Source organism: Pseudonocardia sp. ICBG162, from assembly GCF_020496225.1.
GTDB lineage: Bacteria > Actinomycetota > Actinomycetes > Mycobacteriales > Pseudonocardiaceae > Pseudonocardia > Pseudonocardia alni.
In genome coordinates, this window is the sequence record NZ_JAHLJD010000017.1 from 679,839 (window position 1) to 701,482 (window position 21,644).

Below are 21,644 nucleotides of genomic sequence, written 5' to 3' on the forward strand. Positions count from 1 at the left end.
CGCCGGGCCGCGTCGGGTCCAGACACGTCGGGACCAGAGAAAGGAGAGCCGCCCGGTGGATGTCCTGCTGGACAACCTCGACCTCTACGTCGGCGGGTTCGCCGGCACGATCGGCCTCTTCGTCGTCGCCGCGATCGGGTCGCTGCTGCTCGGCACGCTGGTGGCGGGCATGCGGGTCAGCCCCGTCCCCGCGCTGCGTGCCTTCGGCACCGGCTACGTGACGATCCTGCGGAACACCCCGCTGACGCTGGTGCTGTTCTTCTTCGCGTTCGCCTACCCCCGCCTCGAGCTCGTCCAGCTCAGCTTCTTCGCGCTGGCGAGCGTCGGCCTGATCCTCTACACCGCCGCGTTCGTGTGCGAGGTCGTGCGGTCGGGCATCAACACGGTCCCGGTCGGACAGGCCGAGGCCTCGCGGGCGCTGGGCTTCACCTTCACCCAGACCCTCGGTCAGGTGGTGCTCCCGCAGGCGGTGCGCGCCACCGTCCCGCCGATGACGAACATCCAGATCGCGCTGCTGAAGAACACCACGATCGCGTCCGGCTTCTCGGTGTTCCAGGCCGGCGGCATCTACCAGAACCTCTCCGAGCGCGGCTACAACGTGCTCGTCGGGCTGCTGTGGGTGGCGCTGATCTTCGTGATCCTGGTGGCCCCGCTGACCTGGATGCAGCGCCGCCTCGACGCCCGCTGGGGGGTGGCCCGATGAGCTCGGTCCTCTACGACATCCCGGGCCCGGCGGCCCGCGCCCGCAACCGCACGATCGGCGTCGTCGGCGTCGCGGTGATCGTGGCGATCCTCGGGTTCGTCGTCTACCGCTTCTGGGCCACCGGCCAGTTCAGCGGCCGGATGTGGGACTGGATCACCTACGAGGCGATCCAGATCCGGATCCTCGAGGCGCTGTGGAACACCATCCGCGCATTCGCCGTCGCGGCGGTCCTGTCCCTGCTGTTCGGGGCGGTGTTCGCCGCCGGGCGGCTGTCGGACCACGCGTGGATCCGGGTCCCGTGCACCGTGATCGTGGAGTTCTTCCGCGCCGTCCCACTGCTCGTCCTGATCTTCATCATGTACTACGGCATGTCGCAGGGCGCGGGCATCGAGATCACCGCGTTCTGGGCCGTCGTGCTCGGCCTGATGCTCTACAACGGCTCGGTGCTCGCCGAGGTGTTCCGCGCCGGGATCAACGCGGTCCCGCGCGGGCAGAGCGAGGCCGCCTACGCCCTGGGGCTGCGCAAGACCCAGGTGATGTCCTCGGTGCTGCTCCCGCAGGCGGTCCGCTCGATGCTGCCGACGATCCTGTCGCAGCTGGTGGTGGTCCTGAAGGACACCGCGCTCGGCTTCCTGATCCTCTACGAGGAGCTGCTGCTCGTGGCCCGCCAGCTCGGCAGCCAGGTGCAGCTCGGGTCGCCGATCCTGCAGGTCGCGCTGGTCGTCGCGGTCATCTACATCGGGCTGTGCCTGATCCTGACCGGGCTGTCCCGGCTGGTGGAGAAGCGGCTGTCGCAGGGCCCGCGCAAGGCCACCGCCCAGGCGGCCCCGGAGCCCGTGCCCACCGGCGGCGCGGCGGTCTGAGGCCCGTCGCCCTACAGGTGCCGCAGGAACGCGTCGGGGTCGGCGAGGAAGCTCCGGGTCAGGACGACCGGGAGCGCCTCGTCGTACCCGACGCGGCGGACCGCGCCGTCGTCGCCGATCTGCAGGACGGTCGCCCCGGACAGGGCGAGCAGGATCGGCGAGTGGGTGGCGACGACGAACTGGCTGCCCTGCGCGGTCAGGTCCACCATCCGGGCCAGCACCGCCAGGGCCCCGGTGACCGACAGCGCCGCCTCCGGCTCGTCGAGCAGGTAGAGGCCGCGCGGGAAGAACCGGTGGCGCAGCAGCGCCAGGAACGACTCGCCGTGGCTGCGCTCGTGCCCGGAGCCGCCGTAGGCCGGCAGCAGCGGCGGGCCGCCCGGCTCCCGGTCGAGTCGTTCCACCTCGGACGCCACGTTGTAGTACGACTCCGCACGCAGGAAGAAGCTGGTGCGCTCCCGGCCCGGCCGCCGGGCGACCCGCACGTGGGACCCGAGGTCGGACTCGCTCGCCCGGGTCGCGAACCGGAACGACCGCGACCCGCCCTCGGGGTTCAGCCCCAACGCGACGGCGACGGCCTCCACCAGCGTCGACTTCCCGGACCCGTTCTCCCCCACCAGGAACGTCACGCCCGGGTAGAGCGCGAGCCCGCCGTGCTCGCGCAGCCACCGGACCACGGGGAGCTCGAACGGGTAGCCGCGCGACGGGGCCGCGGGATCGAGGGACATGCGGGCGATGAAGTGCCCCGCACTCACAGGTTCTCGATCTCCACCGGCTCGATGTCCTCCTCCGCGGGCAGCGCGAACCCGAACACCCGGGAGTAGAACGCGAGCTCGGCGTCGAGGGCCCGGCGGATGTTCGCGGCCTGCCGGAAGCCGTGCTGCTCCCCGGCGAACAGCAGGTAGGCGACCGGCACCCCGCGCCCGCGCAGCGCATCGACGATCATCTCCGACTGGTTGGGCGGGACGATGGCGTCCTCGTCGCCCTGGAGCACGATCAGCGGGGTGCGGAAGCGCCCGACGTGGGTGAGCGGGGAGCGCTCGGTGTACACCGCCTCCGCCGCGGGCCACGGCCCGACCAGGCCGTCGAGGTAGCGGGACTCGAACTTGTGGGTGTCCCGGGCGAGCGCGGCCAGGTCGGCGACGCCGAAGTGGTCGGCCCCGGCGGAGAACGGGGTGTCGTCGCGGGCGAGGGCGGCCAGGGTGGTGAACCCGCCCGCGGAGCCGCCGCGGATCGCCATCCGGGCCGGGTCGACGCGGCCGGTGTCGGCGAGCGTGCGGGCCGCGGCGAGGCAGTCGGCGACGTCGACGATCCCCCAGGCGCCCTTCAGCTGCTCGCGGTAGGCGCGGCCGTAGCCGGTGGAGCCGCCGTAGTCGACGTCGACGACGCCGAACCCGCGGCTGGTCCAGTACTGCACGGCGACCGAGAGGACCGGGGTCGCGGAGCCGGTCGGCCCGCCGTGGATGACGACGAGCAGCGGCGGCAGCTCACCCTCGGGGGCGTCGTGGCCGCCCAGCGGCGGGTAGAACAGCGCGTAGCCGGTGCGCGGGCTGCCCGCGGCGTCCGAGGACAGGAACGTGATCGGCTCGGGCACCGACACGGTCTCCGGGTGCAGGCCGAGGTCGCGCGGGGCGCGCAGGGTCTGCACCCCGGCCGCGCCGGGCTCCCCCGCGCCGTCCGGGGCGGGCACGACGCGGTGCACGCCCGGCTCGGCGGTGGGCGTCCCCGCGACGCAGACGACGGCGTAGGGCCCGTCGGCGCGCACCGAGCCGATCGCGGTGAACGGGGTGTCGAGCTCGATGATCCGGCCGTCGACCTCCCGCACCACCAGCGCGTCGAAGCCCCGCGAGGAGCGGGCGAACACGACGCGGCCGTCCTCCAGGACGGCGTAGCGCGACCCGCCCAGCACCCAGCCGGGCACGCCGATCTCGGCGTCGATGCGCACGAGCGCCTCGATGTCGTGGCCGGGCAGCCAGCGGTAGAGGTTCCACCAGCCGGTGCGGTCGCTGAGGAAGGTCAGGGACCCGTCGGGCTGCCACTGCGGCTCGGTGACCGACTCCCCCGGCCCGCCCGCGACGACGGTGTCCACCCCGGACGCCAGGTCGCGGACGGTGAGCTCGACGTCGTCCCACGGCATCGACGGGTGGTTCCAGGACAGCCAGGCCAGCGTGCCGCCGTCCGGGGAGATCCGCGGCGCGGCGACGAAGTCCGGGCCGCCGACCAGCACCTCCGGCGTCGACGGGGCGCGGGCGTCGAGCCGCACGATCTCGTTGACGACCTCGGCGGCCGGGGTGTGCGCGGCGTGGTGGCGCTCGCGGACCACGACCATCCAGGTGCCGTCGGGGGCGACGTCGCCGTCGGCGTGCCGGTCGCCGCGGGGCACCGCGGGCTCCGGGGTGAGCGCGACCGGGGCGGCGCCGCGGTCGAGCCGGTACAGGCGCTGGTCGGCCCACTCGACGTACCAGACGACGCCGGGGCTGCCGGCGTGCAGCCACCACGCGCCGCCGCCGTACTCGTGGACCGCCGAGCGGGCGTTCGCGCCCTCGGGCAGCAGGTCGGTGCGCGAGCCCGCGGCGTCGCCGCCGGTACGGCGCACCAGCTGGGTCCGGCCGCCCTCCGCGGCGCGGCCCTCGGCCCAGACCACCCCGGTGTCCTCGGTGCCGGGCGCACCGTCGGGGCGGACCTCCCCGAGCCGCACCGCGGCCGTCACCACCACTTCGGACGTGACCGGTGTCGGCCACGACCCGTACCCGGAGATCGTCACGGCGCCCACGCTAGTCATCGCCGGGCCGCCGTGCCCGTAGGTTGTCGCCGTGCCGACACTGCGTGCGCTGGAATGCCTGGTGGCCGTCCTCGACCACGGGTCGGTGACCGGGGCGGCCACGGCCCTGCACCTGTCCCAGCCCGCGCTGTCCCACCAGCTGGCCCAGCTCGAACGCGAGATCGGCACCCCACTGCTGGAGCGGCTGCCGCGCGGGGTGCGCCCGACCGTCGCGGGGCGGGCGGTGCACGCCGACGCCGTCGCCGCGCTGGCGGCCGCGGACCGGGTGCTGACGACGGGGCGCGCGGTCGCCCACGGCGGCGCCGGGGTGCTGCGGGTGGCGTGCGCGGAGACGATGACCGCGGGGCTGCTCGCCCCGGTGCTGCGGGCCTCCTCCGGTGCCGCCGCCCGGACCCGGGTGGAGCTCACCGAGCTGACCAGCGCCGACGAGATCGCGGCCCGGGTGGCCGACGGCGCGGCCGACGTGGGGGTGTCCCCGCGCCCCGGCCGCGACGGCGTCGACGCCGAGGTGCTCGGCCGCGAGCCGCTGGTCGCGGTGCTCCCCCGCCGCCACCCGCTCGCCGGCACACCGGGCCCGGTCCCGGTCGCCGCGCTCGGCGACGGCCCGGTGGTGCACTACGACCCCGGCAACGGCCTGGCCGGCTGGCTCGACACCCTCGCCGCCGGGCACGGCGTCGCCCTCGACGCGGTGACCCGCACCCGCAGCGCGACGACCGCGGCCCGGCTCGCCGACGCCGGGCTGGGCGTCGCGGTGGTGCCGGTGACGGCGCTGCCCGCGGGCGCCCCGGGCGTGGTGCGGGCGCTGGACCCGGCGCAGGACCGGGAGGTGGTCGCGCTGACCCGGCCGGGCCGGGACCCGGTGGTGACGGCGTTCGTCGCCGCGCTGCGACGGCGCGGGGTGCCCGTGCCCGCCGCCGTCGCCGCGCAGCTCACCCCCTGAGCGGCGCCGCCGGTCAGGCCAGCCGGCCGCCGCCGTCGACGTGCAGGGTCGTGCCGGTGACGAAGGTGTTGGTGAGCAGCGAGCGGGCCGCGGCGGAGAGCTGGGCCGGGGTGCCGGTGCGCCGCGCCGGGTTGGCCGCGGCGGTGGCGGCGAGGAAGGCGTCCTTGCCGTCGCCGAGCCGGTCCCACTGGCCGGAGTCGACGATGCCGGGCGAGAGCGCGTTGACCCGCACCGGGGAGAGCTCGACGGCCAGGGCCTGCGCGAGGAACGCGACGGCGCCGTTGGTCGTCGCCATCACCGACCGTCCGGGGGCCGGGCGCCAGGCCGCGACGCCGGAGAACAGCAGGAACGAGCCGCGCACGAGCGGGGCGAGGTGCTTGGCCAGCAGCAGCGGGCCGATGACCTTCGCGTCGAACGCGGTGTGGACGGCGTCGCGGTCCAGCTCCGCGACGGGCCCGTTCGCCGGTGCGGCGGCCAGCGACACGACGTGGTCCAGCGGCCCCGAGGTCGCGGCGAAGGCGGCGATGCTCCCCTCGTCGGTCAGGTCGATCCGGGCGGTGGCGGCGCCGACCTGTGCGGCCACCGGGGCGAGCCGCTGCGGGTCGCGTCCGGCGAGGGTGACCGTGGCCCCTTCCGCGACGGCGTCGGCGGCGAGCGCGCGGGCGATGCCCGAGCCGCCGCCGACGATCAGCAGGTCCTGTCCGGCCAGTGTGGTGATGTCCATGCCCGGTACAGCGCCGCCGGGCCGTCGCACAGTCCCGTCGCGCGATCGATGCTTCCGAGCGCTGCGATAGACGTCGTCTATGCCTCGGCCAGCCGCAGCGTCGCCCGGGCCCGGGCGAGCACCGGCGCGTCGACCATCTCCCCGCCGAACCGGAACACCCCGGGGTGCCGCTCCGCCTCGGCGAGCAGGGCGCGGGCGTGCTCGATCTCGGCGTCGCCGGGCCGGAACCCGCGGCGCACGACCTCCACCTGCGACGGGTGGATGCACACCTTCGCCGCGAACCCCGCGTTCGCCGCGTCGACGGTGTCGGCGAGCAGGGTGTCGGTGTCGGCGATGTCGGTGATCACGGTGTCGACCGGGGCCGGGCCCGCGGCGCGGGCGGCGTAGAGGATCCGGGTGCGGGCCTCGGTCAGGGCCGGGCCGTAGCCGCCGCCTGCCGCGCGCCCGGTGCGCCCGCCCAGGTCGGCGAGCAGGTCCTCGCTGCCCCACATCAGGCCCGAGCAGTTCGACGCCCGGGCGATCGACGGCGCCTCCAGCACCCCGTGCGCGGTCTCGCACAGCGCGATCACCGGGTGCGGGGCCAGCGCCTCCACCGCGGCGGCGCTCGTCGCCATCGGCAGCATCAGCGTGAGGTCGGGGTAGGCGGCCAGCGCGGCGACGTCGCCGTCGTGGGCGGGGGTGCCGGGCGCGTTGACCCGCACGACCACCCGGGTGCGGTCCAGCTCCGCCAGCGCGGCGACGACGGTGTCCCGGGCGCCGTCCTTGTCGTCCGGGCCGACGGCGTCCTCCAGGTCGAGGATGACGGCGTCGGCCGCGGCGAGCGCCTTGGCGAACCGGTCGGGCCGGTTGCCGGGGCAGAACAGCAGGGCCGGCCCGTGGTCGAGGGGTCGGGCGGTGGTGTCCACGGGTGGGCCCCTCCGGTCGGACGGCGAGTCTGGTCCGACCAGGATCTCCGGTGCGGCGATGATCGGCTCACCGGGGCCCGGCCTCAGCGCCGCACCGCGGCCGCCTCCCGCAGCAGCCGGACCGCGACCGGCAGCGCGCCGGGCCGCAGCACCGGCGCCAGCCCGACGATCCCGCGCATCCCGGTCCACCAGCGGACCTGCCCGTCGGTGCGGAGCACACCGACCGCCGGCGCCCGGCACCCGGCGACGGCGGCCGGCAGGTTCGGGTAGATCTCGGCCAGCCGCGGCTCGTGGCAGGACCGCGCCCGGACCCGGACGGTCACGCAGCCCGGCAGCTCCTGGGCGATCCGCGAGCACGGCGCGCAGGCCGCGTCGTGCACCACCACCAGCTCCCGGATCCGCGTGCGCGCCACGGCGCCATCATCGCCTGCCCTCAGCGGCCGAGCACCGCCGCGGCCAGCGCGCCCGGGTGCGACAGCATCGGGTGGTGCCCGCCGGGGACCATCTCGGGCACGACGCCGCGCAGCCGCCGGGCGAGCATCGTCCGGACGAACGCGGCCGGGAACAGCTTGTCCTCGCGGCACAGCAGGTACCGGGTCGGCACGTCCGGCCAGGCCGCACGCGGCCACGGCTGGGTCCACGGCGTCGCGGACTGGTCGCGCTCGTGACGCAGTGCCTCGTTCGCGACCGACTCGTCGACGTCGTGGTAGAAGAGCCCGACGACGTCGTCGGGGTCGCGCCCGTCGCGGGCGTCCTGCTCCGCGAGCGCCGCCCCGGCGCCCGTCGCGTCGCCCCACTGCGCCGCGGACTCGCCCGGCAGCGGCACCATCGCCGTCACCAGGACGAGCTCGCGCACCGCGACCCGGTCGCACACCAGCGGAGCGCTGAACCCGCCGAAGGAGTGCGCGACGACCACGAGGTCCTCGGCACCCCCGACCGCGGCCACGACGGCGTCGGCGTAGTCGCCCAGCCCGGCGGTGTCGTCGTCGCAGGGCAGCTCGACCGGCACCGCGCGGTGGCCGCGCCGGGTCAGCTCCCGTTCCAGCGGGCCCCAGTACCAGGTGTCGGTCCCCGCCCCGGGGACGAGCGCGAAGGTCGTCATGACGGTGACGACCGCCCACCGGCGCCGTTCTCATCGCCTACCGTCGGGGGCGGAACCGAGGAGGCCCGATGACCGACCCGACCCACCTGCCCGCCGTCCCCGACCCGGAACCGGCCCTGCCCGACCCTGCCGTGCCCGACCCGGTCGAGCCCGTCACCGACTACACCGACGACGGCGTCCCCACGTTCTCCTACGTGCGCGACCGCATCGAGGGCCGCGCCGCGACCGCGGCGGCCGCCGAGGAGCTCGCAGGCGGCGACGCGCGCGCCGCGGAGGCCGAGGACGCGTTCGCCGAGCGCGAGCGCAAGGCCGCCGACCGGCTCGCCGAGATCCGCCGGTCGATGGAGCGCTGAGCGACCCGTCGCACCCCCGGCGCGGTCCCCGCACCCCGTGCGGCGGGTGCGACGGCCGCCGCCGGGGTGCGGGGGCACGCTCAGCTCCCGGAGCGCCGGAAGATCTTGTCCCCCAGCCACACCAGCGGGTCGTACTTGCGGTCCACCGCACGCTCCTTGAGCGGGATGAGCGCGTTGTCGGTGATCTTGATGTGCTCGGGGCACACCTCGGTGCAGCACTTGGTGATGTTGCAGAACCCCAGCCCGTGCTCCTCCTGGGCCTCGACGGCGCGGTTGCCGTGCGCGTCGAGCGGGTGCATGTCCAGCTCCGCCATCCGCATCAGATAGCGCGGCCCGGCGAACGCCTCCTTGTTCTCCTCGTGGTCGCGGACCACGTGGCAGGTGTTCTGGCACAGGTAGCACTCGATGCACTTGCGGAACTCCTGGCTCCGCTCGACGTCGACCTGCGCCATCCGGTACTCGCCCGGAGCCACACCCTCGGGCGGGGTGAAGCTGGGGATCTCGCGGGCCTTGGTGTAGTTGAACGACACGTCGGTCACGAGGTCGCGGATCACCGGGAAGCTGCGCAGCGGCGTGACGGTGACGACCTCCTCGTCGTCGAAGGTGTTCATCCGCGTCATGCACATCAGCCGCGGCCGGCCGTTGATCTCCGCCGAGCACGAGCCGCACTTGCCCGCCTTGCAGTTCCACCGCACGGCCAGGTCGCCGGCCTCGGTGGCCTGCAGCCGGTGGATGACGTCGAGGACGACCTCGCCCTCGTTCACCTCCACCGGGTAGTCGACCAGCTCGCCCTTGTTGTCGTCGCCGCGCCAGACGCGGAAGTGGTGCAGGTGACTGCTCACTGGTTCCCCTCCGCGGAGTCGGCGCGGTGACCGCCCAGCTCGTCTCCGGTGTAGTACTTCTTCAGCTCGTCCATCTCGAACAGGTCGAACAGGTCCGACCGCATCGGGAGCTGCTCCTGACGGGTCAGCTCGACGTCGTCCTCGCCGATCGCCCGGCACACCAGCAGCAGGTGCCGCCAGTCCGAGTCCATGACCGGGAAGTCGTCGCGGGTGTGCCCGCCCCGGGACTCCTGGCGCTCCAGCGCGGCCTTCCCGGTGCACAGCGCGACGAGCAGCATGTTGCGCAGGTCCAGGGCCAGGTGCCAGCCCGGGTTGAACCGGCGGTGCCCCTCGACCGAGACGGTGCGGGTGCGGGTGGCGATGTCCTCGAGCTTCTTGAGGGCGAGCTCCATCTCGTCGCCCTTGCGGATGATCCCGACGAGCTCGTGCATCGTCTTCTGCAGTTCCTGCTGCACGACGAACGGGTTCTCCCCGCCCTCGGTCGCGCTGGAGAACGGCAGCATCGCCCGCTCCAGCGCGGCGGCGACGTCGGACTCGGCCACGGCGGGCCGGCCGGCGTCGGCGTGCTGCGCGGCGTGCAGCCCGGCGCGACGGCCGAACACCAGCAGGTCCGACAGCGAGTTGCCGCCGAGCCGGTTGGAGCCGTGCATGCCGCCCGCGACCTCGCCCGCGGCGAACAGGCCGGGGACCTTCGACATCGCGGTGTCCGGCTCGACCTCCACCCCGCCCATCACGTAGTGACAGGTCGGGCCGACCTCCATCGGCTCCTTGGTGATGTCGACGTCGGCCAGCTCCTTGAACTGGTGGCGCATCGACGGCAGCCGCTTGAGGATCTCCTCGGGCTTCAGCCGGGTCGACACGTCGAGGAACACCCCGCCGTGCTCGGTCCCGCGCCCGGCCTTGACCTCGGAGTTGATCGCCCGGGCCACCTCGTCGCGGGGCAGCAGCTCCGGCGGGCGCCGGTTGTTGTCCGGGTCGGTGTACCAGCGGTCGCCCTCCTCCTCGGAGGTGGCGTACTGCTCCTTGAACACGTCCGGCACGTACTCGAACATGAACCGCTTGCCGTCGGTGTTGCGCAGCACGCCGCCGTCGCCGCGGACCGACTCGGTGACCAGCAGGCCCCGCACCGAGGGCGGCCACACCATGCCCGTCGGGTGGAACTGCAGGAACTCCATGTTGATCAGCGTCGCGCCGGCGCGCAGGGCCAGCGCGTGGCCGTCGCCGGTGTACTCCCAGGAGTTCGACGTGACCGAGTAGCTCTTCCCGACCCCGCCGGTGGCGAGCACGATCGCCGGGGCGTCGAAACGCACGAACCGGCCGTCGCCGCGGAAGTAGCCGAAGCAGCCCGAGATCGCGCCATCGGTGGTGAACAGCTCGGTGATCGTGCACTCGTGGAAGACCCGGATGCGGGACTCGGCGTCGCCGGTCTCGGCGAGGTCCTCCTGCTGCAGCGAGACGACCTTCTGCTGCAGGGTGCGGATCAGCTCCAGGCCGGTCCGGTCGCCGACGTGCGCCAGCCGCGGGTAGGTGTGCCCGCCGAAGTTGCGCTGGCTGATCTTGCCGTCCTTGGTGCGGTCGAACAGCGCACCGTAGGTCTCCAGCTCCCAGACCCGGTCCGGGGCCTCCTTGGCGTGCAGCTCGGCCATCCGCCAGTTGTTGAGGAACTTCCCGCCGCGCATGGTGTCGCGGTAGTGGACCTGCCAGTTGTCGTTCGGGTTGGCGTTGCCCATCGACGCCGCGCAGCCGCCCTCCGCCATCACGGTGTGCGCCTTGCCGAACAGCGACTTGGAGATGATCGCCGTCCGCTTGCCCTGCAGCCGCGCCTCGATCGCCGCCCGCAGGCCGGCACCGCCGGCCCCGATGACGACGACGTCGTAGTCGTGCCGCTCGATCTGTTCGTCCATCTCGGTGCTCACCCCACGATCCGCAGGTCGCTGATCCAGCCGGCGGAGACGGCCATGACGTAGAAGTCGGTGACGGCGAGGCTCACCAGCGTCGCCCACGCGAACTGGTTGTGCCGCGTGTTCAGCTTCGAGACCTGGGTCCAGAGCTTGTAGCGGACCGGGTGCTTCGAGAAGTGGTTGAGCCGCCCGCCGACGGCGCTGCGGCACGAGTGGCACGAGAGCGTGTAGCCGAACAGCAGCACCACGTTCACGACCAGGATGATGTTGCCCAGCCCCAGGCCGAACCCGCCGCCGGGCTTGGCGAAGGCCAGCACCGCGTCGTAGGCGTTGATCAGCGTGATGATCCCGGCGATGTAGAAGAAGTAGCGGTGCGCGTTCTGCAGGATCAGCGGGAAGCGCGTCTCACCGCTGTAGCGCCGGTGCGGCTCGGCGACCGCGCAGGCCGGCGGGGAGAGCCAGAACGCCCGGTAGTAGGCCTTGCGGTAGTAGTAGCAGGTCAGCCGGAACAGCAGCAGGAACGGCAGGGAGACCGCCGCGTAGGGCAGCCACCAGACGTCGGGCAGGAACCGGCCGAAGTGCGACGCCTCCTCGACGCAGCCCGTCGAGACGCACGGCGAGTAGAACGGCGTCAGATAGCCGTACTCGGGGACGAAGTAGTAGTTCTGCATGAACGCCCGCACGGTCGCGTAGGCGACCCAGGCGACGAACGCCACGAAGGTGGCCAGCGGGGGAAGCCACCATCGGTCCGTGCGCAGCGTGCGCGCGGCGATGGTGGCCCGGCCGGTGGACGCGTCAGTGGTGGATGACACGTACGGGAGCTCCTGTCGTCTCGACGACGCCGAAGAGACCTGACACGACGTCGTGTCCTCGTGAACACCCGCCGCACACACGGTGCGGTGGTCGCCAGAGAGTACGACCCAGATCACATGTGATCTACGTCGGGACGGCGATTGGCCGTCCTATCGAGACGTGGCTCACACGTCACGGGCCGTCGAGACCCGATTCGCGCAGCGTGACGTTGAGCCGCCCGGACCGCAGGCCGGTGCCGGGCGGTCCGGGGTCGTCGAGCAGCCGGGGCACCCCGTGGAACGCCAGCCGGCTCGCCCCGCCGAACACCACGAGGTCACCGGAGTACAGCTCGACGTCGGTCCACGGCTGCCCGCGGTGCCCGGCGGTGCCGAGCCGGAACACACACGCCCGCCCGACCGACAGCGACACCACCGGGGCGGGCGAGCGTTCCTCGCGGTCCTGGTGCAGGCCCATGCGGGCGTCGCCGTCGTAGAAGTTGACCACCGCGACGTCCGGCCGGTACGCCTGCGCGTCCGGGTGGCCGGTCGCGGCCAGCGCGGCCCGGCCGAGGTCGGCCAGCCACGACGGGACCGGCGGGACGGCGCCGCCGTCCTGGTCGTCGCGGGTGCGCGAGTAGCGGTAGGGCAGCCAGTGCCACCCCAGGCAGACGCTGCGGACCGACATCACGCCACCGCCGGGGAGCGTCACCGTGCGGAGGCCGGGACCGTCGCGGACCCACCCCCGGCAGGCGTCGGCCAGCCTGCGCTGCCCGGGGAGGTCGAGCCAGTCCGGGACGTGCACCGCGCCGGGCCCGAGCGCACGCCGCTCCCGTCCGAACAGTCCGTCCACGACCCCTCCCCCACGACGCACGACGGCCCGGGCACCCCGCGGAAGAGGTGGCCCGGGCCGTCGCGACGGTGTGTCCTACTTCTTCCGGCCGCCCACCGTGGCCGCGAGGTAGTCGCGGTTCAGCTGGGAGATCACGTCGAGCGGAATCTCCTTCGGGCAGGCGGTGGCGCAGGCGCCGGTGTTGGTGCAGCCGCCGAACCCGGCGGCCTCGTGCTCCTCCACCATGCTGACGACGCGCTCGTAGCGCTCCGGCTGGCCCTGCGGCAGCTCGCCCAGGTGGGTCAGCTTCGCGCCCAGGAACAGCGACGCCGACCCGTTCGGGCAGGCCGCGACGCAGGCACCGCAGCCGATGCAGTTCGCCGCGGCGAACGAGCGGTCCGCGGCGACCTTCGGCACGGCGTTGGAGTTGGCCTCCGGCGCCGACCCGGTGTTCACCGAGACGTAGCCGCCGGCCTGGATCATCTTGTCGAACGCGGCGCGGTCGACGACGAGGTCCTTGATGACCGGGAACGAGCCCGAGCGGAACGGCTCGATGACGATCGTGTCGCCGTCGGAGTAGTGCCGCATGTGCAGCTGGCAGGTGGTGGTCGCCCGCTGCGGGCCGTGCGGCCGGCCGTCGATGACCATGCTGCACGAGCCGCAGATGCCCTCGCGGCAGTCGTGGTCGAACGCGACCGGCTCGTCGCCGGAGAGGATCAGCTTCTCGTTGAGCACGTCGAGCATCTCGAGGAACGACATGTCCTCGTCGGCGTCGACGGTGTAGGTGACCAGGCGCCCCTTGTCGACCGCGTCGCGCTGGCGCCAGACCTTCAGGTTGAGCTTCATGTCCGTCGGTCCTCTTACTTGTAGCTGCGCTGGGTCGGGTGCACGTACTCGAACGTGAGCTCCTCCTTGTGCAGGACCGGAGCCTGCCCGCGGCCGGTGTACTCCCAGGCCGAGGTGAAGGAGAAGTTCTCGTCGTCGCGCTGCGCCTCGCCGTCCTCGGTCTGGCTCTCCCCGCGGAAGTGACCGCCGCAGGACTCGCGACGCACGAGCGCGTCGAGACACATGAGCTCGCCGAGCTCGAGGAAGTCGGCCACCCGGCCGGCCTTCTCCAGGCTCTGGTTGAGCTCCGCGCCGGTACCCGGCACCTTGACGTTGTTCCAGAACTCGCGACGGAGCTCAGGGATGCGGTCCAGCGCCTTGCGCAGACCCTCCTCGGTGCGCTCCATGCCGCAGTAGTCCCACATGATCTGGCCCAGCTCGCGGTGGAACGAGTCCACCGTGCGGGTGCCGTTGATCGACAGGAACTGGTCGATCCGGTCGGTGACCGACTGCACGGCCTCGACGACCTCGGGCGCGTCGTCGGGGACGGCGTCGAGCTCGTTCTTGGCCAGGTAGTCGCCGATCGTGACCGGGAGGACGAAGTAGCCGTCGGCCAGACCCTGCATCAGCGCGGACGCACCGAGCCGGTTCGCACCGTGGTCGGAGAAGTTCGCCTCGCCGGCCACGTAGAGACCCGGAATGGTCGACTGCAGGTCGTAGTCGACCCAGAGGCCACCCATCGTGTAGTGCACGGCGGGGAAGATCCGCATCGGGACCTCGTACGGGTTCTCACCCGTGATCCGCTCGTACATCTCGAACAGGTTGCCGTACTTGTTCTCGACGGCCTTGCGGCCGAGGCGCTGGATGGCGTCGTCGAAGTCCAGGTACACGCCCAGGCCCGACGGTCCGACGCCGCGCTTCTCGTCGCAGACCTCCTTGGCGGCCCGGGACGCGATGTCGCGGGGCACCAGGTTGCCGAACGCCGGGTACTTGCGCTCGAGGAAGTAGTCGCGCTCCTCGTGCGGGATCTCGTTCGGCCCGCGGTCGTCGCCGAGCTTCTTCGGGACCCAGACGCGGCCGTCGTTGCGCAGCGACTCCGACATCAGGGTCAGCTTCGACTGGTGGTCGCCGGAGACCGGGATGCAGGTCGGGTGGATCTGGGTGAAGCAGGGGTTCGCGAACAGCGCGCCCTTGCGGTGCGCCCGCCAGCCGGCGGTCACGTTGCAGCCCTTGGCGTTCGTCGACAGGTAGAAGACGTTGCCGTAGCCGCCGGAGGCGAGCACGACCGCGTCGGCGGTGTGCACCTCGATCTCGCCGGAGACCATGTCGCGCGCGACGATGCCGCGGGCACGACCCTCGACCATGATCAGCTCGAGCATCTCGTGCCGGGCGTACATCTCGACGGTGCCGGCCTTCACCTGGCGCTCCAGCGCCTGGTAGGCGCCGATCAGCAGCTGCTGGCCGGTCTGACCGCGGGCGTAGAAGGTGCGGGAGACCTGCACGCCGCCGAACGAGCGGTTGTCGAGCAGACCGGCGTAGTCGCGGGCGAACGGGACGCCCTGCGCGACGCACTGGTCGATGATCTGGCGGGAGATCTCGGCGAGCCGGTGGACGTTGGACTCCCGCGCGCGGAAGTCGCCGCCCTTCACGGTGTCGTAGAACAGCCGGTAGACGCTGTCGCCGTCGTTGCGGTAGTTCTTCGCCGCGTTGATGCCGCCCTGCGCGGCGATCGAGTGCGCGCGCCGCGGGCTGTCCTGGTAGCAGAACGTCTTGACGTGGTAGCCGGCCTCGCCGAGCGTCGCGCTCGCGGAGCCGCCGGCCAGGCCGGAGCCCACGACGATGATCTTCTTCGAGCGCTTGTTCGCCGGGTTGACCAGCTTGACGCCGAAACGACGACGCTCCCAGCGGGTCTCGATGGCGCCCGAGGGGACCGCCTTGTCGACGACCGGCTCGCCGGTCGCGTAGTCGGCGTAGGAGATGTGGTGGGACGAGGCGTCAGTCATGGGTCAGACCACTCCGAACGTGACGGCGAGGGGCACCGAGATGAAGCCGAGGGTCAGCACGGCGGCGAAGACCGTCGACACCACCTTGATGGTGCGCTCACGGCTGTTCGACGACCACCCGAGCGTCTGGATGCCCGAGAAGATGCCGTGCTGGACGTGGAAGCCCAGCGCGACCACCGCGAGGACGTAGAACAGGGTGACGTACCAGCGGGCGAGGGTGAAGTCGGCCGCGAGGTTGTCGGCCACCGCGAGGTGCACGCCGTTCGGGTTCAGCGTGCCCGCGGTGAGGTCGAGCAGGTGGTAGATCACGAACAGCGCGATGATCACGCCGCCCCAGCGCATGGTGCGGGCCGCGTAGCTGCCCTTGACCTGGTAGGAGCCACCCGCGTACTTGATCGGGCGGGCCCTGCGCGCACGCAGGGCGAGCATCGTCGCCGACCAGATGTGGGCGACCACCGCGACGACCAGCACCACGCGGACGATCCAGAGCATGCCCGAGTAGGGCAGCGCCGGCTCCAGGATGGTGCGCAGCCAGGCCGCGTAGTGATCGATCGCCTCGGGGCCGAAGAAGATCTTCAGGTTCCCGATCATGTGCAGCGTGACGTAGCCGAGCAGCACGACGCCGCTCACCGCCATCACGAACTTCAGCAGCGCACTGGGCGTGCGCGGGCGCCGGGGTGCGGCGGGCTTGGCTCCGCCGCCGGCCCGGGACTTCTCGGACATCGTGACCACGTCCTCCAGTGGACATACCAACGGGTAAGGCAGTCCAATGCATGAAACGGTCTCCGCTCATAGCCGTAAGCTATGCACGTGACACTTCAGCAGCTCATGTACTTCGTCGCCGTGGCGAACGTGCGCAGCTTCACTCGGGCGGCCGACCAGGTGGGGGTCGCCCAGCCGACCCTGAGCCGCGCGCTGCGGGCGCTGGAGGACGAGCTGGGCTCCCCACTGATCAACCGCGGGTCGGCCGTCACGCTGACCCCGGCCGGTGAGGCGGTGCTGCCACTGGCACGCAGGATGCTCGCCGATTCCGACATGGTCCGCACGACGGTGGCCGAGATGGTCGGCCTGCGCAGCGGCCGGGTGCGGGTCGGGGCGACGCCGTCGCTGTGCATCGGCGTGCTGTCCGACGTGCTGCGGGTCTTCCACGCCCGGCACCCCGAGATCGCCGTCGAGCTCGCCGAGGACGGCTCGCAGCCGCTGGAGGCGGCGCTGGTGCAGGGGGAGCTGGACGTCGCGCTGGTGATCGTGCCCCCCGACGGGGTGGACCCGACCCTGCACACCGCTCCCCTGCTGCGCGAACGGCTCTCGGTCGCCTCGCCGCGGGCGCGCAGGCCGCTGACCCCGCGCGGGTCGATGACGGTGTCCGAGCTCGCCCGGCACGACCTGGTGATGGTGCGCCAGGGCTACGACCTGCGGGAGGTGACCCTGCGGGCCTACGCCGTCGCCGGGGTCACGCCGCGGATCGCCGTCGAGGGCGGCCAGATGGACGCGGTGCTGCGCATGGTCGAGGCCGGCACCGGGGTGGCGGTGGTGCCGGACCTGACGTTCATCGGGCGGCCGCGGCTGCGGCGCACGGTGCTCAACCCGGCGATCCACCGCACGGTGGCGCTGGCGCGGCGGGCCGACATCGCCCCCACCCCGGCCGTCATCGCCTTCGCGGACACGCTGCTGGAGCACATGTCCGACACCTCGGCGTCGCTGCGGGAGGGCACGACCGACGTCCAGGTGCTGCACCGGCACCGGACCGGCCGGGAGCTGCTCGGCTGAGGGCCGAGGTCAGTCGGGCACCGGGAACAGCGGGGCGCGGCCCTCGGGGGTCTCCGGCGGCGGGTGCGGGTCGAGCACCCGCAGGTGTTCCAGGGTGCCGGTGACCTGCAGGACCCGGCGGACCTGGCGCGCCGTGCCGCAGTACAGCTCCAGCACCACCCCGGCCGCGGCGGCGTCGCGGTGGCAGTCCAGCAGCGCCGCGATCCCGGCCGAGCCGAGGAAGCCGACCGCGGACAGGTCCAGCACGATCCGCGGGGCCGCGGCGAACCAGGCGCCCACCTGCTCGGCCAGGAACGGCGCGGTCGCGACGTCGACGTCGCCGACGGCGTGCAGCGCCACCGGCCCTGACGGGTGTGGCACCGCCTCCAGGGCCAGGCCGCCGCCCTCCGCGGTCGCGGCGGACAGGCCGGGCACTCCTCCCGGGCCGTCCGTCGGATCGGTCATCACCGGCCGCCTCCCGCGGGGCGCCGCGCCACCGCCGGGGCCAGAGTGCCAGTACCGCACGCCGACCGCCCGATGGCGGCGGCGTCGTCGCCCCGTCGACGCGCGGGATGCCGCCGGTCTTCCTAGGCTCGGCGGGTGGCCCATCACGATCTCGCAATCGTCGGCACCGGATCCGGGAACATGATCGTCGACGACCGCTTCGACGGTCTCGACGTCGCCCACGTCGAGGCGACCCGGTTCGGCGGGACCTGCCTCAACGTCGGCTGCATCCCGACCAAGATGCTCGCCTACACCGCCGAGGTCGCCGAGACGGTGCGCGCGGCGTCGTCCTACGGCGTGGACGCCCGGATCGACCGGATCCGCTGGAGCGACATCCGCGACCGGGTCTTCGCCCGGCTCGACCCGATCGGCGACGAGGGCCGCGACTACCGCCGTGACCACGGCACCGTCTACGACGGCACGGCCCGCTTCACCGGGCCGCGCGCGATGACGGTGGACCTGGCCGACGGCGGCACCGCGGAGTTCACCGCGGACCGGATCGTGCTCGCCGTCGGGGGGCGGCCGGTGGTCCCGCCGCCGGTCGCGGACTCGGGCGTCCCGTTCCACACCTCGGACACGATCATGCGGATCGACGAGCTGCCCGAGCACCTGGCGATCATCGGAGGCGGCTACATCGCGGCCGAGTTCGCGCACGTGTTCGGCGGGCTGGGCTGCGAGGTCACGATCGTCGAGAGCTCCGACACCCTGCTCGGCGGGATGGACGAGACCGTCGTGGAGCGGTTCACCGACGCCGCCCGCGAGCGCTTCACCGTCCACACCGGCCGGACGGTGGAGAAGGTCACCGGCGGCGAGGGCGACGTGCGGCTGCACCTCGACGACGGCACCGAGGTCCGGGCCGACCGGCTGCTCGTCGCGGCCGGGCGCCGTCCGAACTCCGACCGGCTCGACCTGGACCACGCCGGGGTGGACATCGACGACGCCGGCCGCGTCGTCGTCGACGCCCACGGCCGCACCACCGCCGACGGCGTGTGGGCGCTGGGTGACATCTCGACCCCGCACCCGCTCAAGCACGTCGCGAACCACGAGGCCGAGGTCGTCGGGCACAACCTCGCCCACCCCGACGAGCTGCGCGAGGTGGACCACGGGTTCGTCCCGGCCGCGGTGTTCACCACCCCGCAGATCGGCACCGTGGGGCGCACCGAGCAGCAGTGCCGCGAGGAGGGCCTGGAGTTCCGGGTCGGGTTCCACGAGTACGCCGACGTCGCCTTCGGCTGGGCGCTGGAGGAGCAGCGCGGGTTCTGCAAGGTCCTCGTCGCCCCCGACGGCACGCTGCTGGGGGCGCACCTGCTCGGCCCGCAGGCGTCGACGATGGTCCAGCAGCTGGTGCAGGCGATGGTGCTGGGCGTGACCGCGCAGCGTCTCGCCGACGTCCAGTACTGGATCCACCCCGCGCTGACCGAGGTGCTGGAGAACGCGCTGCGCGACGCCGTCGACCCGGACTAGGCCCGCCGCTCGGCCAGCTCGGTGACCACGGCCAGCCCGACCACCACGGCGAGCACGACCAGCCCGATCACGATCGCGGGCAGGGCGTGCCCGGCGACCAGCGCGACCGCCGCGGCGACGACCAGCACCGCGGCGGCGACGTAGCGCGACCGCCCGACCGTCCCGGTGCGGCCCTGCAGGTAGAGCTTGTTGCCCGCGAGGTAGAGCAGCGGCCCGCCGACCGAGGTGAGCACCAGCGACGGGGTGTTCTCCGGGTGCGTGAGGTGCAGGTCGATCGCGACCGCGAACAGCACCGCGCCGGCCACCATCAGGCCGTGCGCGTAGGCGAACGCGGCCCGCGCCGCGCGGGTCGACCCGTCACCGGAGCTCGCCCGGGTGCCGTGCCCGGCGAGCGCGAAGTAGGACCACCACAGTGCAACCAGGCCGGCGAACCCGAGCAGGGTGATCACCACCGCGTAGGGGGTCACGACCTCCATCTCCGACAGCGTGAAGCCCATGATCAGGATCGACTCGCCGAGCGCGATGATGAACACCAGCCGGTTGCGCTCGGCGAGGTGCTCCACGTCGGTCGGCCAGTCCTCCAGCGGGGTGTACCCGAGCCCCGGCACCCGGAACTCGAACCGCGGCCCCGCCATGTCGACGGCGACGGCCAGCGCCCAGACGACCAGCCGGGCCACCGGCGGGAGGAACGCGCCGACGACCATCAGCACCGACGCGACGGCGCTCCACACCAACAGGTTGCGGTAGTTGCGCGCCATGACGTGCCCGCGCGCGCTCACGACGAGGAACAGCGGGCGCCCGATCTGGGCGGCGGCGAAGCACAGCGCGAACAGCAGCCCGGAGTCGCCGAACGCGCCCGGCAGGGCGAGCGCCATCCCCAGCGCCGCCAGCATCAGCCCGGCGTTGAGCATCCGGACCGACGGGCGCGCCGGGTCCAGGTAGTTCATCGCCCAGGCCGAGTAGTTCCACAGCCACCAGACCGCGGCGAACAGCACCGCCGTCTCCAGCGCCCCGAGCGGGGTCAGGTGGTACAGCAGCGTGTGCGAGACCTGGACGATCGCGAACACGTAGACCAGGTCGAAGAACAGCTCGATCGGGGCGACCTCGGAGTCACCCGTCCGGCGCAGCACCCGCGGTCGGGTGTCCGGTGTCGTCATCGATGGGTCCTTCCCCGTGTCGGCGCAGCCGAAGGGTAGTGCGGCGCGCAACGATGGCCGGCGTGAACCTCGGCCTGCGTGCGATGCGCCCCCGCGACCCGGACGAGCCCCACCGGGCGGCGAGTCCGCTGGAGCTGTTCTTCGACCTGGTCTTCGTGGTGGCGGTGTCGCTGTCGTCGGCCGCGCTGCACCACTCCGAGTCCGGCGGGCACGTCGGCGCCGGGGTCGGGTCGTATCTGCTGGTGTTCTTCGGCATCTGGTGGGCCTGGATGAACTTCACCTGGTTCGCCTCGGCCTTCGACGTCGACGACTGGCTCTACCGCGTCACCACCCTGGTGCAGATGGCCGGGGCGCTGGTGTTGGCCGCGGGGACCCCGTCGGCGATGGCCGGTGAGGGCTACGGCGTGCTCGTCGCGGGCTACGTGGTGATGCGCCTGGCGATGGTCACGCAGTGGCTGCGGGCGGCCCGCTCGCACCCGGAGCTGCGGGTCACGGCGCTGCGCTACGCGGGCGGCATCGTCGTCGTCCAGCTGCTGTGGATCGCCTGGGTGCTCGTGGACCCGCACCCGGTGGGGTTCGTCGTGCTGGCGCTGGCCGAGCTGGCGGTCCCGGTGGTCGCCGAGCGGGCGCGGACGACGCCGTGGCACCCGCACCACATCGCCGAGCGCTACAGCCTGTTCACCCTGATCCTGCTGGGCGAGTCGGTCCTGGCGTCGACGACGGCCGTGGTCGACGCGCTGTCCTCCGCCGAGCACCTCGGCCCGCTGCTGCTGCTCTCGGCGTGCGGGCTCGTGCTGGCCGCGGGCATGTGGTGGGTCTACTTCGCCCGCGACCAGCACGAGCACCTGCGGGCCATGCCGCGGGCGCTGGTGCACGGCTACGGCCACTACCTCGTCTTCGCCGCGGCCGGGGCGTTCTCGGCGGGCATCGAGGTGGCCGTCGACGTCGACACCACCGCGACCGGGCTGTCCGCCGCCGCGGCCGGGGCGACGCTGACCGTGCCGGTCGCCCTGTTCGTCCTCGGGGTGTGGGCGCTCGCGCTGCGCCCCACGCTCACCGCCGGGCGCAGCGCCGCCGTCGTCGTGCTGGCGGTGCTGCTGGGGCTGTCGGCGTTCGCGCCGTTCACCCCGGTCGTCGCCGCGGTGGTGATGGTGGCGGTGGTCGTGACCGTCGAGACAGCACCCGCCCGGAACACCGTCGCCGCGTGACG

At 73.1% G+C, this 21,644-nt stretch carries 22 protein-coding genes; 7 read left to right on the forward strand and 15 right to left on the reverse strand.

Going from position 1 to position 21,644, the window contains the following annotated elements; translation table 11 throughout:
* Positions 1 to 55 precede the first annotated feature (55 nt).
* Entirely contained in the window at positions 56 to 703 is a 648-nt protein-coding gene (locus KPL60_RS17295) for an amino acid ABC transporter permease (protein ID WP_208820948.1), read from the forward strand.
* Positions 700 to 1,566 carry an amino acid ABC transporter permease gene (locus tag KPL60_RS17300; protein ID WP_226366470.1) on the forward strand — a complete coding sequence of 289 codons (867 nt, stop codon included), beginning with the start codon at positions 700 to 702 and terminating at the stop codon, positions 1,564 to 1,566. Before KPL60_RS17295 ends, KPL60_RS17300 begins: the two co-directional genes overlap by 4 nt.
* Before the next feature lie 11 nt (positions 1,567 to 1,577).
* Here KPL60_RS17300 and KPL60_RS17305 read toward each other — a convergent pair whose 3' ends face one another.
* The gene (locus KPL60_RS17305) at positions 1,578 to 2,291 is read right to left on the reverse strand and encodes an AAA family ATPase (RefSeq protein WP_226366471.1); all 714 of its coding nucleotides are present in this window, start codon (positions 2,289 to 2,291) and stop codon (positions 1,578 to 1,580) included.
* A 23-nt stretch (positions 2,292 to 2,314) separates the two neighbouring features.
* Positions 2,315 to 4,327, reverse strand: a complete 2,013-nt coding sequence (locus KPL60_RS17310; RefSeq protein ID WP_226350493.1) for a prolyl oligopeptidase family serine peptidase — start codon at positions 4,325 to 4,327, stop codon at positions 2,315 to 2,317.
* A gap of 49 nt (positions 4,328 to 4,376) precedes the next feature.
* Between KPL60_RS17310 and KPL60_RS17315 the strand changes: the two genes are divergently transcribed.
* Positions 4,377 to 5,285 (forward strand): LysR family transcriptional regulator, encoded by a 909-nt coding sequence (locus KPL60_RS17315; RefSeq protein ID WP_226366472.1) that lies wholly within the window; start codon positions 4,377 to 4,379, stop codon positions 5,283 to 5,285.
* A gap of 13 nt (positions 5,286 to 5,298) precedes the next feature.
* On the opposite strand, the gene KPL60_RS17320 is transcribed toward KPL60_RS17315, so the two are convergent.
* The 4 genes from KPL60_RS17320 to KPL60_RS17335 form a co-directional block, all read right to left on the reverse strand.
* Positions 5,299 to 6,009, reverse strand: coding sequence for an SDR family oxidoreductase (locus tag KPL60_RS17320; protein ID WP_226366473.1), 711 nt, complete (start codon positions 6,007 to 6,009; stop codon positions 5,299 to 5,301).
* A gap of 77 nt (positions 6,010 to 6,086) precedes the next feature.
* Positions 6,087 to 6,914, reverse strand: a complete 828-nt coding sequence (locus KPL60_RS17325; RefSeq protein WP_226366474.1) for a CoA ester lyase — start codon at positions 6,912 to 6,914, stop codon at positions 6,087 to 6,089.
* Positions 6,915 to 6,997: 83 nt separating this feature from the next.
* Positions 6,998 to 7,327: a hypothetical protein gene (locus tag KPL60_RS17330; RefSeq protein WP_226350489.1), complete on the reverse strand. Its 330-nt coding sequence runs from the start codon at positions 7,325 to 7,327 to the stop codon at positions 6,998 to 7,000.
* A 20-nt stretch (positions 7,328 to 7,347) separates the two neighbouring features.
* On the reverse strand, positions 7,348 to 8,016 hold the full coding sequence (locus KPL60_RS17335; protein ID WP_226366475.1) for an alpha/beta fold hydrolase: 669 nt from the start codon (positions 8,014 to 8,016) through the stop codon (positions 7,348 to 7,350).
* Positions 8,017 to 8,084: 68 nt separating this feature from the next.
* On the opposite strand from KPL60_RS17335, the gene KPL60_RS17340 reads away from it, so the two are divergent.
* A complete protein-coding gene (locus tag KPL60_RS17340) occupies positions 8,085 to 8,369 on the forward strand; it encodes a hypothetical protein (protein ID WP_073577416.1) in 285 nt (94 codons plus the stop codon).
* 80 nt (positions 8,370 to 8,449) lie between these two features.
* Here the strand turns inward: KPL60_RS17340 and KPL60_RS17345 are convergent, their stop codons facing one another.
* The 7 genes from KPL60_RS17345 to KPL60_RS17375 all read right to left on the reverse strand — a co-directional run bounded on the left by KPL60_RS17345 (position 8,450) and on the right by KPL60_RS17375 (position 16,283).
* Complete coding sequence (locus KPL60_RS17345) at positions 8,450 to 9,211, reverse strand: succinate dehydrogenase/fumarate reductase iron-sulfur subunit (RefSeq protein WP_062396701.1); 762 nt, start codon at positions 9,209 to 9,211, stop codon at positions 8,450 to 8,452.
* A complete protein-coding gene (locus KPL60_RS17350; protein ID WP_226366609.1) occupies positions 9,208 to 11,115 on the reverse strand; it encodes a fumarate reductase/succinate dehydrogenase flavoprotein subunit in 1,908 nt (635 codons plus the stop codon). Before KPL60_RS17350 ends, KPL60_RS17345 begins: the two co-directional genes overlap by 4 nt.
* 8 nt (positions 11,116 to 11,123) lie before the next feature.
* A complete protein-coding gene (locus tag KPL60_RS17355; RefSeq protein ID WP_226350486.1) occupies positions 11,124 to 11,924 on the reverse strand; it encodes a hypothetical protein in 801 nt (266 codons plus the stop codon).
* Positions 11,925 to 12,096: 172 nt separating this feature from the next.
* Entirely contained in the window at positions 12,097 to 12,753 is a 657-nt protein-coding gene (locus KPL60_RS17360) for an alpha-ketoglutarate-dependent dioxygenase AlkB (protein ID WP_226366476.1), read from the reverse strand.
* A gap of 75 nt (positions 12,754 to 12,828) precedes the next feature.
* Positions 12,829 to 13,578 carry a succinate dehydrogenase/fumarate reductase iron-sulfur subunit gene (locus KPL60_RS17365; RefSeq protein WP_208820962.1) on the reverse strand — a complete coding sequence of 250 codons (750 nt, stop codon included), beginning with the start codon at positions 13,576 to 13,578 and terminating at the stop codon, positions 12,829 to 12,831.
* A gap of 14 nt (positions 13,579 to 13,592) precedes the next feature.
* Complete coding sequence (locus tag KPL60_RS17370; RefSeq protein ID WP_226350484.1) at positions 13,593 to 15,560, reverse strand: fumarate reductase/succinate dehydrogenase flavoprotein subunit; 1,968 nt, start codon at positions 15,558 to 15,560, stop codon at positions 13,593 to 13,595.
* Positions 15,561 to 15,563: 3 nt separating this feature from the next.
* Entirely contained in the window at positions 15,564 to 16,283 is a 720-nt protein-coding gene (locus KPL60_RS17375; protein ID WP_178372991.1) for a succinate dehydrogenase cytochrome b subunit, read from the reverse strand.
* Positions 16,284 to 16,370: 87 nt separating this feature from the next.
* Between KPL60_RS17375 and KPL60_RS17380 the strand changes: the two genes are divergently transcribed.
* Positions 16,371 to 17,330 carry a LysR family transcriptional regulator gene (locus KPL60_RS17380; RefSeq protein ID WP_224401790.1) on the forward strand — a complete coding sequence of 320 codons (960 nt, stop codon included), beginning with the start codon at positions 16,371 to 16,373 and terminating at the stop codon, positions 17,328 to 17,330.
* A 9-nt stretch (positions 17,331 to 17,339) separates the two neighbouring features.
* Here the strand turns inward: KPL60_RS17380 and KPL60_RS17385 are convergent, their stop codons facing one another.
* Positions 17,340 to 17,774, reverse strand: a complete 435-nt coding sequence (locus tag KPL60_RS17385; protein ID WP_226350483.1) for an STAS domain-containing protein — start codon at positions 17,772 to 17,774, stop codon at positions 17,340 to 17,342.
* A 135-nt stretch (positions 17,775 to 17,909) separates the two neighbouring features.
* On the opposite strand from KPL60_RS17385, the gene KPL60_RS17390 reads away from it, so the two are divergent.
* The gene (locus KPL60_RS17390; protein ID WP_226366477.1) at positions 17,910 to 19,277 is read left to right on the forward strand and encodes a mycothione reductase; all 1,368 of its coding nucleotides are present in this window, start codon (positions 17,910 to 17,912) and stop codon (positions 19,275 to 19,277) included.
* Here KPL60_RS17390 and KPL60_RS17395 read toward each other — a convergent pair.
* Positions 19,274 to 20,434: a low temperature requirement protein A gene (locus KPL60_RS17395; protein WP_226366478.1), complete on the reverse strand. Its 1,161-nt coding sequence runs from the start codon at positions 20,432 to 20,434 to the stop codon at positions 19,274 to 19,276. The genes KPL60_RS17390 and KPL60_RS17395 overlap by 4 nt on opposite strands.
* A 53-nt stretch (positions 20,435 to 20,487) precedes the next feature.
* On the opposite strand from KPL60_RS17395, the gene KPL60_RS17400 reads away from it, so the two are divergent.
* Positions 20,488 to 21,642: a low temperature requirement protein A gene (locus tag KPL60_RS17400; RefSeq protein WP_226366479.1), complete on the forward strand. Its 1,155-nt coding sequence runs from the start codon at positions 20,488 to 20,490 to the stop codon at positions 21,640 to 21,642.
* Positions 21,643 to 21,644: the final 2 nt, after the last annotated feature.